Genomic DNA, 14,830 nt, shown 5'->3' on the forward strand with positions numbered 1-14,830 from the left:
TACTTAAAAAAATCAAACTTTTGATATCTTTACAGGTATTGCTTGTCTAGCATTTGAACCAACAACAAAATCACTTAATGTAGCTAATTTTCTAGACTTATCTAAAAGTCCAAGTTTATTAATATTTACACCACTTTTTCTTGCAATTCTAGCTTCAAAAGTTTTATCATTTATTTTTACTTCAACTGCACCTTCTGCATCTCTACCTAATCCATGTTCAATTCCTATGCATTCTGGATATATTCCATTTCTATATCTTAGCATTCCTGTTACAACTCCATCTTCAGATGATATCTTGACCATATCTCCATGTCTTAAAGAGTTCTTTTTTGCTGTTTTAGGATTCATATCAATATAAGTTGAAAACCTGATCTCTTGCATTTTTGTACTTGAGGCAGTACTTTGTGAAAGTACATTTGATTTATAACTAAAAGCAAGTATTGGGTATTTTTGTTTTGGATATACCTTATTTAAAAACTCACCATTATTTAATCTGGCTAGATAAAATCTTGGTGTTCCATGAAATCTTTCTCCTGTCATTGAGTGAAAAGAAGTTCCAACTGTTTGATTATAGATATTTATCATATTTTCATATTTATGAACTAATTTATTTTTTATATATCCATCTTCTTTATTTTCAAATCTTCCACCTCTTGCCATAATATATGCAGTTTTTCTCCAATTTTCACCACAAATATCTTTTAAAGTTTTTACGTATGGTTCTAAATTTGCTAAAGATATCTCTTTATCACTTATATTTGGAACACCACCTTTATCTAATGCAATATTTTCAAAAGCTCTAATATAAAAATCTTTTGCCGCATTTAAAGGGTATTTTTTTCCATCTTTTCCTAATATTGCACTTTTACCAAAACCAGGAAGATTTAATTTTTTTCCAAGTTCTATCATAAAACTATCCATACAAATGGGTTCTCCATTTTTAAAAGTAGCTTGTTTTGGTTTTATTGTAGGGAATCTTAATGTATTAATTTTTGTTTGATGACCTGCCCATGCACTTGTAATTCCCCATGTCTCATAAATAACTGAATCAGGTACAATATAATCTGCATATTGAGATGTTTCGTTTATAAAAGGATCAATTGCAATAATTAAGGGAATAGAAGTTTTTGGATTTTCTAAAAGTTTTTTAATATTTTGCATTCCGCTTTGTCCATAAATGAAGTTTGCATTCCAACTAATAAGTGCTTTTAATTTATATGGATAATCATTTGCACTATTTGTTACTATTTCTGATTCTAATGCATTCGTAAATGGATACCAAGTATCTTTTGCAGGATATGGGTTTTTACCTTGTGACAATTTTTGTTTATACTCAGCTGTTTTTTCATATGCAACTCTTGTTTTATCAATTCTATAGCCTTTTGGTTTTATTTTGCCATCATATGAAATTAAATTATATTTTGAACCTTTGAAGTCTTTATATCTTCCTCCTCCAGCACTCATTCCACCTTTATAATTTAAGTTACCAATCATAGCACCTAACATCATGATTGCATATGTTGTGTAAAAACCTGTAGTGTGCATAGTACCACCATGACAATCAATTGCAGCCTTTCTTCCATGAGAAGTGAATTCTCTTGCTGTTTGAATTATCCTATCTTTACTAATTCCACACTCATTTGAAAAAAACTCTAGATCATATTCAAATGCATTCTCTTTTAATAAAGTCATAGCACTTTTAACCTTATATGTTTTATTTTTGTATAAAACTATATCATCAACAAAAAGTTTTGCTTGTTTTACAATAGAAGCCTCTTTTAAAACTCCATCTTTTTCATCTATAACTAACTCTTTATTATCGATTTTTAAAACTTTAGAATTGTCATCTTTATCTTGAATAATTAAATGTGTAGCATTTGTAAAAGAAGCTTCTTTTAAACTAGTTTGAGCTTCTTTTGAAGGTATACTTAAATATTTTTCATTATAAAGATTCTCTTTAATTATTACTTGCAAAAGTCCCATTGCAAAAGCTAAATCACCTCCTGGAAGAATTGGAATCCATTCACTTTTGTCTCCAACTGCTATATTATCAGAGTTTGTAAGCATTGGCGCTATAGTAACACATTTTAAGTTTTCATTTACTCTTCCTTTTGTAAGTAGTTTTGCTTGTCTTTTAAAAGGATTTCCTGCTTGTCCAGGTGCTGTTCCAAAAGTTAATAAATACTCACAATACTCAAAATCTGGTTTTAAATGTGGATATTTTTTAAAATCACCTAAGTATGCAGCTTCTCCTGAACGCATCGATAAACCACAAATCGAAGTATGTCCTTGGTAATTAACTGTTCCAAAAGCATTTCTAAATCTATGTACCATAAAGGCTTTTCTTCCTTCATCTCCTGTTCCTAAAATACATAATTGATTTGCTTTAGGTCCCATTTCTGGATTTGATTGTTTTAATGGCGTTTTTAAATCTCTAATTGAAGATAATCCTTCAACTTCTCCTTCACCAAAAAGATTTCCACCTTTTGTTACTTCCTCAAGTAATTGCTCAATCTCAATTTCAATCCATTTATTTTCACCTCTTTTTCCTACTCTTTTTAAAGGTTTTAAAACTCTTAATTTATCATTGATTTTATCAAAGACTACATTTCCCCTTGCACATGCAGTTGATCTATACAATGAACTTAATTTTGAATCTTTTGATAATACTTTAAAACTTTCACTTAATGGTGTATTAAAATCAAGCCAAGGATCACTTGATAGTGGGCTGTAAGGATTTCCTGTAACTTTAACTACTTCTTCTTTTTTATTATCAACTTTAACTCTTACTCCACAATGTGTTGTACAACCATTACAAACACTTGTTCTAATAGAAAAATTATCATTCTTTATAAATTTATTTGTAACTTTTCCTTCTGTTAATAATGAATTAGTATATATCGGATCATCAACAGCTTTTCCATTTCTGCTCATTGTAACTGCTGTTTTTAAGGTATCTTTATATCCTGCTACTGCTGCTGTTGTAGCAACAGCTGATGTACCTAATAAAAAGTTTCTTCTATTTTTATTCATTTTCTAATCCTTTATTTTTGTAGTGTTCACTCATCTCTTCATCCCAAGGAAAAAATGCAGTCACTAAACATACAAGTGCAATAAATAACATCCAATTAGCTAAAACAGCTGTTATACTTCCCTGTCCTAATAAATGTGGTGTATATTCTAAAAAACCAGGAGTAGTTCTTGGAATCGTTTGTCCACCAATTACTGTATTCCATCTAAATAACCAAACTCCAATTGCAACAACAATACCTGTAATAAATACAAGAGGAAAATTATTTCTAAGTTTAGTAAAGCCAATAATCATAGGAATTAATAAGCATAATATATATTCAACATACAATGTCATCTCAAAGTGTATTATAAAAAACTCTACTAAGTAATTTTTAGGGTCGTTTCCAAAGGCTATTGCAAAGCTTAACCATAATGCTCTAATTACTAAATCAATTACAATAAACCAAGCTAGGAGTTTTGCAAGTTCTGCAATAATTGAACCATCAACTCTTTTTTGTTCTGTAAAAAACTTTTGAAAAATAGGAATTAACACAAGTAATAAACCCGTACCTGAAACCATAGCAGAAGCTAAAAAAAGTATAGGCATAAGTGGTGTACTCCATAAAGAGTTTGCATGAACTGCACCTAAAATATATCCAGTATATCCATGAACACAAAGTGCAAGAGGTATCCCTACTGCTCCTAAAATAAATCCTAAATGATGATCTTTTTTACTTTCTTCTTCATTTATTTGTTTTCTTCCTAAAGTTAATATTAAGTAGAATCTTTTTTTTATTCCACTACTATTATGCATCCTTTTTACAAAAAATGGTCTATACAATACTAATGCTTCAAAAAATATCAATATGGGATAGGCTATTAGTAGCAATACACCCCATTTCATAGGTGAAGTTGGAAAGTTTTCCCAGCCATTTAAAAAGAAATTCATTACTCTTCCTGGTTGAGTTAAATCATCTATTAAATTCATTGGTGCTGCAATTAATAAAACTAATGCCATTAAAAGTGAAAACCCAGCAATTGGTTTATATTTTTCCATACCAAACACATGAGCAAAACTTGAAATAATAAAAGCAGCCGCAGAACTTCCTGTAAACCAAAAATAGTTTGGTACATCTATACCCCAAACTCTATCAGGAGTTACCGCTGATAATGTAGTAATTAGTGTATCCATTATTTATCTCCTCTTTGTGTTGCCCACTCTTTTGGTTTTAAACCAATAACTTCTCTCATCATATCGTCTAAACTTACTGTTGCATTCAATAAATTCTCAACTCTTCCATCTAAACCTATATAAAAAACTTGTGGTTTTGTTCCTTGTTCATTTTTAAGTACAGTTGTAGGAAAATTTGCTAATAATTTTGATATTTCTGAATTTTTATCTTTTAAATCACCAAAAATCCTTGCTCCACCAACACATGTTTCAACACATGCAGGTAAAAGACCTTCGTCAACTCTATGGGCACAAAAAGTACACTTATCAATAACTTTTGTCTCTTTATTCATAAATCTTTTATCATAGGGGCAGGCATTTTCACAATATCCACATCCCCAACACACTTCACTATCTACTACAACAATTCCGTCTTCCCTTTTAAAAGTAGCTCCTGTTGGACATACAGGAACACAAGCGGGATCATCACAATGGTTACATAACTGTGGTAAAAAACTTTTTCTTACATTTGGAAATTCTCCAATTTCCATTTCTGTAACAAACGTTCTATTTTGTCCATTTGGTACACTATTTTCTACCATACAAGCAGAAGTACAAGCTTGACAACCAACACATTGTCTTAAATCAATAATCATTGAATATTGTTTTAATTTATTTCCAATATATCTTGAATCTTTCGCATCTCGACCGGGATTTTGTAAAGTAAAGGCATTTGCAGATGTACCTGCTGCAACAAGTGTTGCAAACCCACCTTTTATAAATTCTCTTTTGGATTTGTCCATAATATAGCTCCTTAAAATACTAAGTAAGGAACTATAACTATAACTTGTGTGAGATTAGGGAGAATAATTTAATTTATAAATTTTTATAAGATTATTTCAAAACAAACGCCATTTTTATTATTTGAAACACTTAAAGAACCATTCATACTTTTTTCTATAATATTTTTACTCATATATAAACCTATTCCTGTTCCACTACTTGCATGTTTTGTAGTAACATAGGGTTCAAAAACCTTTTCAATAGGAGTTAAATTTATACCTCCTGCATTATCACAAAGAACTATCTTTGAGTTTTTATCTTCTTTAGAGATAGTAACTGTAATTATGGGGTTGGCTATCTGTTTTTCAATAAAAGCATCTTTTGAATTACTTAATATATTTAATATAACTTGAGAAAACTCACTTTCATAACCATTGATTAAAACTTCATCTTCAAATTTTAGATTGACTTTTATATTATAGTTTTCAAAACTTGAACTGATTAAAGATAAAGCACTTTGAACACTTTTATAAGGACTGAAAAAATCTTTTTGTTTATTTGGTTTAAAGAAATTCCTAAAATCATCTATTGTTTTAGACATAAATTCTATTTGTTCTTGGGATTGGTGTATTGATTCTCTTAATTCTTTTAATGTTAACTTTCCCCTTTCATACTTTAGCTCAACTAAAACAAGGACACTACTTAATTGAGTTAAAGGTTGTCTCCATTGATGTGCAATACTACCTATCATCTCTCCCATTGAAGCTAGTTTACTTTGATGAACTAATATTCTTTCTTTTTCCTTTGCTTCATTTTCTTTTTTAATTTTTAAAGCTACTTCTTGCTCTACTTTTTTTTCTAAATTTTTATTTAATAAGGATAACTCTTCTTGACTCTTTTCTAAATTACTATTACTAAGTTCTAATCTATCAATTAAAACTTTAAACCCATAATGTAAAATAATTAAAGAGATAGTTCCCAAAATACTAAGTAAGAAAAAAGTTTTTAAAACAGTAAATGAAAGCCTTTCTTGCCCTGAAGTTATATCTTGAAAAAATATAATTTCAATTTTTTTATTATGATTATCTTTTAATAATGATATTCTATGTGTTGAATAAAGCTTATTATCCAATTCAAAATTAGTCTTTAAACTCTTTTTATTTCTATTTAAATGATTTTTTAAACTTGAATTTTTAAATTTTTCTAGAAAAAGTAATTGATTATCAAAAAGAATATAAGATTCAATATTTGCTAAATGATATATTTCAGATAGAAAAAATAGTGGGTCAATAAAAAATACTAAATAGCCTTTTTTATTTATTGATTCTATACTTACTTTAAAATTTAAATCTTTTTTATTGTTTATGATAAAATTTAAATCCTTATTTATTTGTATATTTAAAGATGGTTTTTTTCCTAAATATGTGATTAGTTTTTTATTGTGATCATAAAAAGCCATTGTTTTTAAATAGTTATTTTCATTACTTAATATTTCCCATCGTTTTTTTGATAGTTCAAAAAGTCTTTTCTTATTATTTAATTCTAAAGATTTTTCTATTTCAAAAGAGTTTAAATTAGCTAATCCTCTATTCTTATAAAATTTTTTTATTCTATAAATAGACTCCTTGTAAATTGAATTTAACTTTTTTTCATACTCATGTTGACTCTCATTTATAAACTCTTTAGTTGTTGAGTATTGTAAATATATAAAGAATAAAGATAAAATAAAAAACATTCCAAGTACTAAAACAATAGTTTTTGTTTTTGTTGATGTATTATCATGAAGTGAATTAATATCAAATTTCAAGTTTATACCCTACCCCAAAAATATTTTTTATGTTATCTTTTCCAATTATTTTTCTTAACTCTTTTATTATTGCTTTTATTGCATCTTTTGTTGGAATACTTCCTTCACTCCATAAATAATCAAAAATCTCTTCATATGTAACAACTTCATTTACTTTACTTATTAAATACTCTAACATTTTAGTCTCATTTTTTGATAGTGTTTTTATTTTTCCAGATACTTCAAATGTTTTTAAAAAAGGATCATAAACTCCATTATCAATTTTAATTTTTGCTTTGTAATTATTTATTTCTAATGCTGCACTTAACAAACCCTCAATAATTGTTTTTTTTGAAAATGGTTTGATTAAAAATTTACAAATTTTTTGTTCAATAGCACGCCACAAGTACTCTTGCTCAGTATGTGCACTTAAAATAATCACAGGAACCTTTTTATTATCTTCTCTAATTTTTGTCACAACATCAATTCCATCCAATTTTGGCATACAAATATCTAAAATAACAACATCTGGTTTATTATAGTAATAGTAATCTAAAGCTTCTTGTCCATCATTTACACTAATTACTTCACTAAAGAATAGTTCTAATATTTGTATTACATTTTTTTGTATTCCCTCTTCATCTTCTGCATATAAAACTTTTTTGTTAGATAATAAATTTAAAAGATATTCTTCTTTTTGCATTTAAACCTCAATATTATTTATTTATTACAATAATACATAATCAAAATAAAACTTTTCATAAAGCTTTATTTATTTATGCTATTTTTAAACTTATTATTCTAAGATATATTAATAGATTTTTAAAGCAAAGGAGTTACTATGACATGTGCAATATTCTATGCAAGTAAAAGTGGTCACGCAAAAGAGGTAGCAAATAAAATATCTTTTGCTTTAGATGAAATAAGAGTTTTTGATATAAGTCTTACAGGAAGTGAGTATATTTCTGATTATAAGCATATAATTTTTGGGGTATCAACTTGGGATCATGGTCAAATGCAAAAAGATTGGCAAAAGATATGGGATGATTTTAAGTACATAAATTTTAAAGGAAAAACTGTTGCAATTTTTGGTTTGGGTGATCAAAAAAAGTATCCTGATGAATTTGCTGATGCTATGAGATATGTTTATGATGATTTAAGTAAAAGTGGTGCAAATATTGTTGGCTTTACATCAACACAAGGATATGAATTTAATCAATCAAAAGCAGTAATTGATAATAAATTTGTGGGCTTAGTTATTGATGAACACAATCAAGCAGAACTAACAAATCAAAGAATAAAAAATTGGACAGAGCAGATAAGAGCAGATATGTTACATGCTACATCTTAATTTTTTATTAACAAAATTAACATTCATTTAAAATAAGACTATTTTTATCCTATTTTAATAAAATTATGATTATAATTTCAAAAATATTAAAAGGATATATTATGGCAACTGCAATATTTTATGCAAGTAGCACAGGAAATACAGAAGAAATTGCAAGTAAGATTATAGATAAATTGGGTTTAGAAAATTCATATAATATAACTGACAATCAAGAAGATGTTAAAGAAATTGCCAATTATGATAAAGTAATAATTGCTACTTCAACTTGGGGTGATGGTGATTTGCAAGATGATTGGGATGAAGCATGGGATGAATTTCAAAAAATCGATTTTTCAAATAAAACTGTAGCTTTAGTTGCATTAGGTGATCAAGAGGGTTATGATGATACTTTTGTAAATTCACTTGGAACAATGTATGAACAAGTTTCAAAACAAGGTGCAAATGTTATTGGATTTACATCAACAGATGGATATGAATTTGAAGAATCAACTGCTGTACAAGATGATAAATTTGTAGGTTTAGTTATTGATGAAGATAACCAAGATGATTTAACTGATGAAAGAATTGATAATTGGAGCGAACAAATTAAAGCAGATATACTTTAATTATTAAGGAGTTTTTATTCTCCTTAATAGTTCAAATTATTTCTCTTCTTGACAATCTTTACAAGTTCCATATAGTTGCATTGAGTGACTTGTAATTTTAAACTTATTTTTCTTTGCAATTCTATCTTGTCTTTTTTCTATTTCATCATCTAAAAATTCTACAATTTTACCACAAGAAGTACAAATCAAATGATCATGGTGAGATTTTGCATTACTTTCGTATTTTTTACCCTCTGTTCCAAAAGCAATAGATGTTATTAGATTTACTTCTTCTAAAAATCCTAAAGCTCTATATACTGTAGCAATACCAATATTTGAATCTGAATATTTAGTTTTAATTTGATTATAAACATCTTCAGCACTTAAATGGTCTTCTGCATTAATAAGAATATCTAAAACAATCTCTCTTTGTTCTGTATATTTCAAGCCTTTTTGTTTTACTATTCTTTTAAGCTCTTCTATTACTTCTTCATTATTATTGTTTGTCATTAAAATACGCCCTTAAAATTTTATAAATAATTATAGTATATCTAAAGTTAACAAAAATTTCAACTTAAGTTTTATAAGAAAATTTTATTTTTCTTTCAGCTTTTTCTTTTTCTTATCGGGCTGATAAAGTAAATGGTGCCATAAAGCAAATCCACAAAAGGCCGCTCCTGCAACAATATGGGTCTTTTTTGCAACTTTATTTTTCATAAACATAGAAGTTACAACCGTTGCCCCAAGAGTCGCAGTCATTCCTATTTTAGCAACTTCTTTTTTTACTTCTTGATCAAATTCCATTTCCTTTTTTCCTTCTTTGTCGTCTTTGTCTTCTTTGGATTGTATTTTTTGTTCCTTTTAAAGTCTCGTATGTTAATGCTACTGTTAAAGCAGTAGCCAAAGGTAAAATGAAAGGCATAATTTCTCCTTATGATAATAATTATCACTATTTTACCTATTTTCTCTTTAAATAAAACTGATATTAATTATCATAATAGATATTTACCTTTTTACTTTTACCCCTCGTATTGAATTTAAAAGTAATCCTATTGTAGTACCATTATGTAGTACTGCTGTAACTATAGGAGAAAATGCTCCAATAGTTGCTCCTGCTAAAATTCCTGAGTTTATTCCAACTGTAGCTTTAAAATTGGTATTAATTAAACTCATAGTTTTATTTGCTAACTCTTTTGCTTCAACTACTGCATCAATATCATCTTTTAATAAGCTAACATCAGCAGTCGCTTTTGCAATATCTGCACCTTTACTCATAGAAATACCTACATTTGCAGAGATTAATGCAGGTGCATCATTTATACCATCACCTACAAAAGCAACATTTCTTCCTTGCTCTTTCATCTTTTTAACAATTGAAGCTTTATCAGTTGGTAAAAGTTCTGAATAAACCTCATCAATGCCTAACTCTTTTGCAACTTGTTGTGCTTTTTTATCAACATCACCTGTTAACATTACCATATGCTTTACACCCAATTTTCTCAACTTTTCAATTGATTGTTTTGAGTTATCTCTTATTTTATCACTTAAAGCAATTGTTCCTAAAAGTTTATTATCAAAACCAACATAAAGTAAAGTTTTTCCTTCATCTAAACTTTTATTTATTCTATCTTGATATTTAGAAAAATCAATTTTCTCATCATCTTCTAAAAAATGTCTACTACCAATAACAACATTTTTCTCATCAACTTCTGTTTTTACTCCATGGGCAACTATAAACTCAACCTCCTCATGGTGCATATGAACAAAACCTCTTTGTTTAGCTGCTTTTACAACTGCTTCTGCAACTGGATGAAAATAGTGTTCTTCTGTACTTGCAGTAAGATTAAGTAACTCTTCTTCTGTCCACTCTTCATCATAAGGATCAACTTCAATTACTTCTAAATCACCTTGAGTTAAAGTTCCTGTTTTATCAAAAATAAAAGTATCAACATTTGATAAGGCTTCAATAGATTTAGCACCTTTAATCATTATTCCCTCATGCCCAGCTTTTGAAATAGTTGATTTAAAAGCAACTGGAGTAGCAAGTTTTAAAGCACAAGAGTAATCAGCTTGTAAAATTGAAGCTACCCTTTCAAAATCTTTAGTAACAACATATGATAAACCAGCTAATCCTAAAGTAACAGGAACTAATTTATCTGCTAATCTTGTAGCTTTTAGTTGAATTGATGACTTTTCATTTAGTGAACTTTCAATATAGTGTTTTATTCTTTGTGTTGCTGTATTAGCTCCAACATGCTCAGCCCATATTTTAAGTCTACCCTCTTCTAAAACTGTTCCAGAGATAACTCTATCACCTCTTGCTTTTTTCACAGGCTCAGCTTCACCTGTCATGGAAACTTGGTTTACACTTGCATCACCATTAACTATATGTCCATCAACAGGTACAGTACTTCCTGCTGAAACAATAACTATATCACCAATTTGTATATCTTCTGTTTTAACTAATACTTCAACTTTTTTACCATCTTTAACTTTTTCAATCCAAGCCTCTTTTACATTTGGCTTTGCAAGCTCTTTTAATAAATCATCACTTTTATGAACTGTTGTTTCTTCTATATATTCACCAAGCTCTAACATTGCATTTGTTGAATTAGCAGCTAAGTAATCTCTTCTAAATACAGAAATACCAACAGCAGCACTTTCTAATACTTTTGAAGTTAACCCAAGTTCAAAAAACTCTTTTGTTCCCTCAATAAGCATAGGTGTAGCAGCAGCAGTAGTAACAGTTGCTTTAGTAAAATTACTTTTAATAAATCTTTCTGCAACTAAAGCAGAACTAGCTCTTAATACACCATTTAAGCTTGGTTTTTCATCACTAATACAATTTACACAAACTGCATTGTTTTCACAATTAGTTGATAGTAAATCATCCAGTGTAAGTTCTTGCAATGTTTTTTCTATAACATTAGCAACACTTTTACTTATACTAAAAATTACACTTGTAGCCTTTTTGTTTACACGAACACTTTCAACTCCATCAATATTTTTTAAATATGAAGTTAAGATATTTTCATCAATATAATCTTCTTTTAATAAAGAGTATTTATATCTTAATCTAGTTGGTGTTTCATGTACTTTTACAAAACTATTATTACTCATATATTATCTTTATTCTTGATTTGTTTCCATAGCAGCTTTAGCATCTTCCATTCTCTCTTTCATCTCTTCCATTCCAGCTTGAAAAAGTTCACTTCCCTTTGATACTGCTTTCATTATATTTTCTTGTGCACCTTTATTTGTTAGAAGATAAGTTACAGCTGCCCCAATTAATGCACCTTTTACAAAATCACCGCTATTAAATCCTGTATTAACTCCTTGATTTTGTACTGGAATATTAGGATTTACATTTTGATTTATGTATGGATTTTGATTTAAGTTTACACCTTGTTGGTTTGTTCTACTATTTTCAATATTCATATCATACATATTTTGATTATTCATTTGATTATTCATATTATTCATTGATTCCCTCTTCTAAAAAATTTTCATCACAACAACTAGCTTCTAGTTGTTCATATTTGCTATTTAATTTATCATCAATAACTTCAACAGCATAAATTCCAGCCATACCAACACTTAAAGCTGTTAATGCTTTTAAAAATCCACCTTGTTGACCAATATGATTTGCAGTTGCTATTGCAGTTCCTGTTGCTATTGCGCCTTGAGCTGTCTTTTTTACAGTATCTTGAATAGCTTCATTTGAAGATAATTTCTTCTCTTTTGCTTTTTTGTAGTTAATAGTTCCAGATACAACTGCACTTGCAACTGCACCACTTACAATATGACCCATAATATTTCTTGGTTCACCTGTATTAATTAAGCCATTTTGCATTATTCATTTTCCTTTTTCTCTATTTTTTCAACTTGAGCTTCTTCTAACTTCTTTGCTTCTTTTTTCTCTTTAATACACTCTTTAGTAGCCTCAATTGTACTTTTTACTTCATCAGCTGCTTCTTTACCTTGTTCAATTGTTGAATCTGTAAACTCTTTAGATTTTTCAAGTAACTCTTTTGTTTTGCTTTTTAACTTATCACTATTTTTATAAGCAAAAACTGCCCCTGCTCCAATTGCTAATCCAGCTATAAATGGTAATGCCATAATTTACTCCTTGTTTTCTTGATAATTATTTATAAATGCAACTAATGCTGCTCCTAAACCTACTCCACTAATCATTGAAATATTTAATTTAGAAAATAATTCAGTTAGTTTGTTTTGATCCATATTTCCAGAAGCTATATCTTCTAAAAGCATTTGATATTCACTTGCTTTTGACATCATATCTTCCACACTATTTAAACTACTACCTTGATTTATGCCATTGTAGTGATTTAAAACACACTTTCTAAAAGCAGGAAGATGGTTGTTATATGATGCTGCTTGTAGTTTATAAAGTGTATCTTTTATATCACTTTGTGTTGTATGTAAAATCAAATGATCATACATTGCAATATTATTTATCTCACTTGCAACTCCTAGCTCACAACACTCAATATAAGTTTTTGGAACTTGCACTTTTAATGCCCAATCATTAACTGGAACTTCTACATTATATTTTTGTAAAAGAGGCATCAATGCACTATAATGAACTGCTTCTGCTTCTTTTATATTTACAAAAGGGTGTATTGCACCAAATTTTTCAATAATTTTACTGTATGTTTCATATGCTTTAAATTCATCATATACAGCAATTCTTAAAACTTGGGCTTCGATAGTTTGTTCACTATTTACATCAACTTTTTGGGATATTAAAATATCCTCATCATAATTTACCACTACATCACCTCCTTTGCAAGATTGTTTATTATTTGTGTAATTTCATCTAAATTTCTTTTATTTATCAAGTCTTCCCAAACCTCAGGTTTAAAAATATTTGCATCATATGTAATTGTAACAGAAGCAATAACTTTATTTACTTTTATATTTTTAATTCCTTTTATCTTATTTGGAATTTGCTCAATATCTTCTATTGATATATTACTATTTTCATTTTTGATTTTTGGGTTTACTCTTACTCTTAATCTTCCAGGAGAGTGAGCAACAATAGTAAAATAACTTGCTATTTTTATAATATCTTCAGTTTTTATCAAAATCATCCTTTAATATTGTAGTTTTGCCAAATTAAATTTAAGCTTACCTTAATGTAAATCAGCACTCATTATCAAAATGAAGCCCAAAATGAGAATGACTATTTAAAACAAACTCTATTTCTTCCCCTATTTTTTGCTTCATATAATGCTTCATCTGCTCTTTTATAAACATCTTGATAACTCTCACCTTTTATGCAAAAAGTAGTTCCAAGACTAATAGTAAGATTAACTAAAGCATCATCATAAATAAATCTTTTATTTTCCACCTCTTTTTTTAATCTATTTGCAATACTTATTATATTATTACTACTATTATCATTTATTAAAACAATAAACTCTTCTCCCCCAAATCTTCCTAAAATATCATTTTTTGGCAATATATTTCGTATTAGACTTGCTAAATCTTTTAAAACACAATCTCCAACAAAATGTCCATAAGTATCATTTATATTTTTAAAATAGTCTATATCAAATATAATCAAACAAAAACTTCTAATCTCCAACCAACAATTTAGCATTGTTGTAATTGTACTTTTGTTATAAACTTGAGTTAATTCATCCATTGAAGCTTTTTGTTCTAAATGACAAATCTTTTCATTATACTTTGAAACATCATCCATACATATAAGATATTTTTGCATATCAAGTTTTTGAACATCAAAAGTAAAATACTTAAGTTCATCTTCTATTTTTAGTTTTGCAGGCTTTTCATACGAATCATATTTTTTTGCAATTTTTACTAAATTGTCTTGTGTTTTATTATCCAATAATGCAATATTTGTTAAAAACTCATCTTTTGATTTAAATATATCTACAAACTTTTTATTTGTAGTATGAATATCTTTTCCATCAGTAATTAATATAATATTCTTTTGTGTATCTAAAACTGATTGTAAAAAATCTCTTTGTTTTTTTAAATTTTCATGTTGCTTTAGATTTATTGAATATAGCATCTCATTTATCTTTTTTGATAAATAGCTTATCTCATCATTATAATCAAGCTCTATTTTCAAATCTAAACTACTAGATTTAGAG

The 14,830-nt window shown here is 28.1% G+C and carries 17 protein-coding genes; 2 read left to right on the top strand and 15 right to left on the bottom strand.

The features are described from left to right. Positions 1-12: 12 nt before the first annotated feature. The 5 genes from ACTCCZ_RS09930 to ACTCCZ_RS09950 all read right to left on the bottom strand — a co-directional run bounded on the left by ACTCCZ_RS09930 (position 13) and on the right by ACTCCZ_RS09950 (position 7,455). Positions 13-3,033, bottom strand: a complete 3,021-nt coding sequence (locus ACTCCZ_RS09930) for a molybdopterin-dependent oxidoreductase (protein WP_079576953.1) — start codon at positions 3,031-3,033, stop codon at positions 13-15. After that, positions 3,026-4,204 (bottom strand): NrfD/PsrC family molybdoenzyme membrane anchor subunit, encoded by a 1,179-nt coding sequence (gene nrfD, locus ACTCCZ_RS09935; protein WP_079576952.1) that lies wholly within the window; start codon positions 4,202-4,204, stop codon positions 3,026-3,028. Before nrfD ends, ACTCCZ_RS09930 begins: the two co-directional genes overlap by 8 nt. Further along, complete coding sequence (gene dsrO / locus ACTCCZ_RS09940) at positions 4,204-4,986, bottom strand: sulfate reduction electron transfer complex DsrMKJOP subunit DsrO (RefSeq protein WP_079576951.1); 783 nt, start codon at positions 4,984-4,986, stop codon at positions 4,204-4,206. The genes nrfD and dsrO overlap by 1 nt, the downstream gene beginning before the upstream one ends. A gap of 83 nt (positions 4,987-5,069) precedes the next feature. Further along, entirely contained in the window at positions 5,070-6,773 is a 1,704-nt protein-coding gene (locus tag ACTCCZ_RS09945) for a sensor histidine kinase (protein ID WP_079576950.1), read from the bottom strand. Then, entirely contained in the window at positions 6,763-7,455 is a 693-nt protein-coding gene (locus ACTCCZ_RS09950; RefSeq protein ID WP_079576949.1) for a response regulator transcription factor, read from the bottom strand. Before ACTCCZ_RS09950 ends, ACTCCZ_RS09945 begins: the two co-directional genes overlap by 11 nt. A 138-nt stretch (positions 7,456-7,593) precedes the next feature. Here ACTCCZ_RS09950 and ACTCCZ_RS09955 point away from each other — a divergent pair, with 138 nt between their 5' ends. Together ACTCCZ_RS09955 and ACTCCZ_RS09960 are read left to right on the top strand one after the other, a co-directional pair. Beyond that, positions 7,594-8,103 carry a flavodoxin gene (locus ACTCCZ_RS09955; protein ID WP_079576948.1) on the top strand — a complete coding sequence of 170 codons (510 nt, stop codon included), beginning with the start codon at positions 7,594-7,596 and terminating at the stop codon, positions 8,101-8,103. Positions 8,104-8,204: 101 nt separating this feature from the next. Further along, entirely contained in the window at positions 8,205-8,708 is a 504-nt protein-coding gene (locus ACTCCZ_RS09960; protein ID WP_079576947.1) for a flavodoxin, read from the top strand. Positions 8,709-8,744: 36 nt separating this feature from the next. Here ACTCCZ_RS09960 and ACTCCZ_RS09965 read toward each other — a convergent pair whose 3' ends face one another. The 10 genes from ACTCCZ_RS09965 to ACTCCZ_RS10010 form a co-directional block, all read right to left on the bottom strand. After that, positions 8,745-9,197: a Fur family transcriptional regulator gene (locus ACTCCZ_RS09965; RefSeq protein WP_079576946.1), complete on the bottom strand. Its 453-nt coding sequence runs from the start codon at positions 9,195-9,197 to the stop codon at positions 8,745-8,747. An 84-nt stretch (positions 9,198-9,281) separates the two neighbouring features. Further along, positions 9,282-9,491 carry a hypothetical protein gene (locus ACTCCZ_RS09970; protein ID WP_079576945.1) on the bottom strand — a complete coding sequence of 70 codons (210 nt, stop codon included), beginning with the start codon at positions 9,489-9,491 and terminating at the stop codon, positions 9,282-9,284. After that, on the bottom strand, positions 9,481-9,609 hold the full coding sequence (locus ACTCCZ_RS09975; RefSeq protein ID WP_265734225.1) for a hypothetical protein: 129 nt from the start codon (positions 9,607-9,609) through the stop codon (positions 9,481-9,483). Before ACTCCZ_RS09975 ends, ACTCCZ_RS09970 begins: the two co-directional genes overlap by 11 nt. Positions 9,610-9,692: 83 nt before the next feature. After that, positions 9,693-11,807 (bottom strand): heavy metal translocating P-type ATPase, encoded by a 2,115-nt coding sequence (locus ACTCCZ_RS09980; protein WP_079576944.1) that lies wholly within the window; start codon positions 11,805-11,807, stop codon positions 9,693-9,695. 9 nt (positions 11,808-11,816) lie between these two features. Beyond that, complete coding sequence (locus ACTCCZ_RS09985; protein ID WP_228145264.1) at positions 11,817-12,170, bottom strand: YtxH domain-containing protein; 354 nt, start codon at positions 12,168-12,170, stop codon at positions 11,817-11,819. Then, positions 12,163-12,540, bottom strand: a complete 378-nt coding sequence (locus tag ACTCCZ_RS09990) for a hypothetical protein (protein ID WP_079576943.1) — start codon at positions 12,538-12,540, stop codon at positions 12,163-12,165. Before ACTCCZ_RS09990 ends, ACTCCZ_RS09985 begins: the two co-directional genes overlap by 8 nt. Then, positions 12,540-12,806, bottom strand: a complete 267-nt coding sequence (locus ACTCCZ_RS09995; RefSeq protein WP_079576942.1) for a hypothetical protein — start codon at positions 12,804-12,806, stop codon at positions 12,540-12,542. Before ACTCCZ_RS09995 ends, ACTCCZ_RS09990 begins: the two co-directional genes overlap by 1 nt. Before the next feature lie 3 nt (positions 12,807-12,809). Beyond that, positions 12,810-13,481, bottom strand: coding sequence for a ferritin-like domain-containing protein (locus ACTCCZ_RS10000; RefSeq protein WP_079576941.1), 672 nt, complete (start codon positions 13,479-13,481; stop codon positions 12,810-12,812). Beyond that, positions 13,481-13,801 (bottom strand): HMA2 domain-containing protein, encoded by a 321-nt coding sequence (locus ACTCCZ_RS10005; RefSeq protein ID WP_228145263.1) that lies wholly within the window; start codon positions 13,799-13,801, stop codon positions 13,481-13,483. Before ACTCCZ_RS10005 ends, ACTCCZ_RS10000 begins: the two co-directional genes overlap by 1 nt. 92 nt (positions 13,802-13,893) lie before the next feature. Continuing rightward, on the bottom strand, positions 13,894-14,830 hold a 937-nt coding region (locus ACTCCZ_RS10010), incomplete at its 5' end, for a GGDEF domain-containing protein (RefSeq protein WP_463187304.1).

Source organism: Malaciobacter sp., from assembly GCF_055140965.1.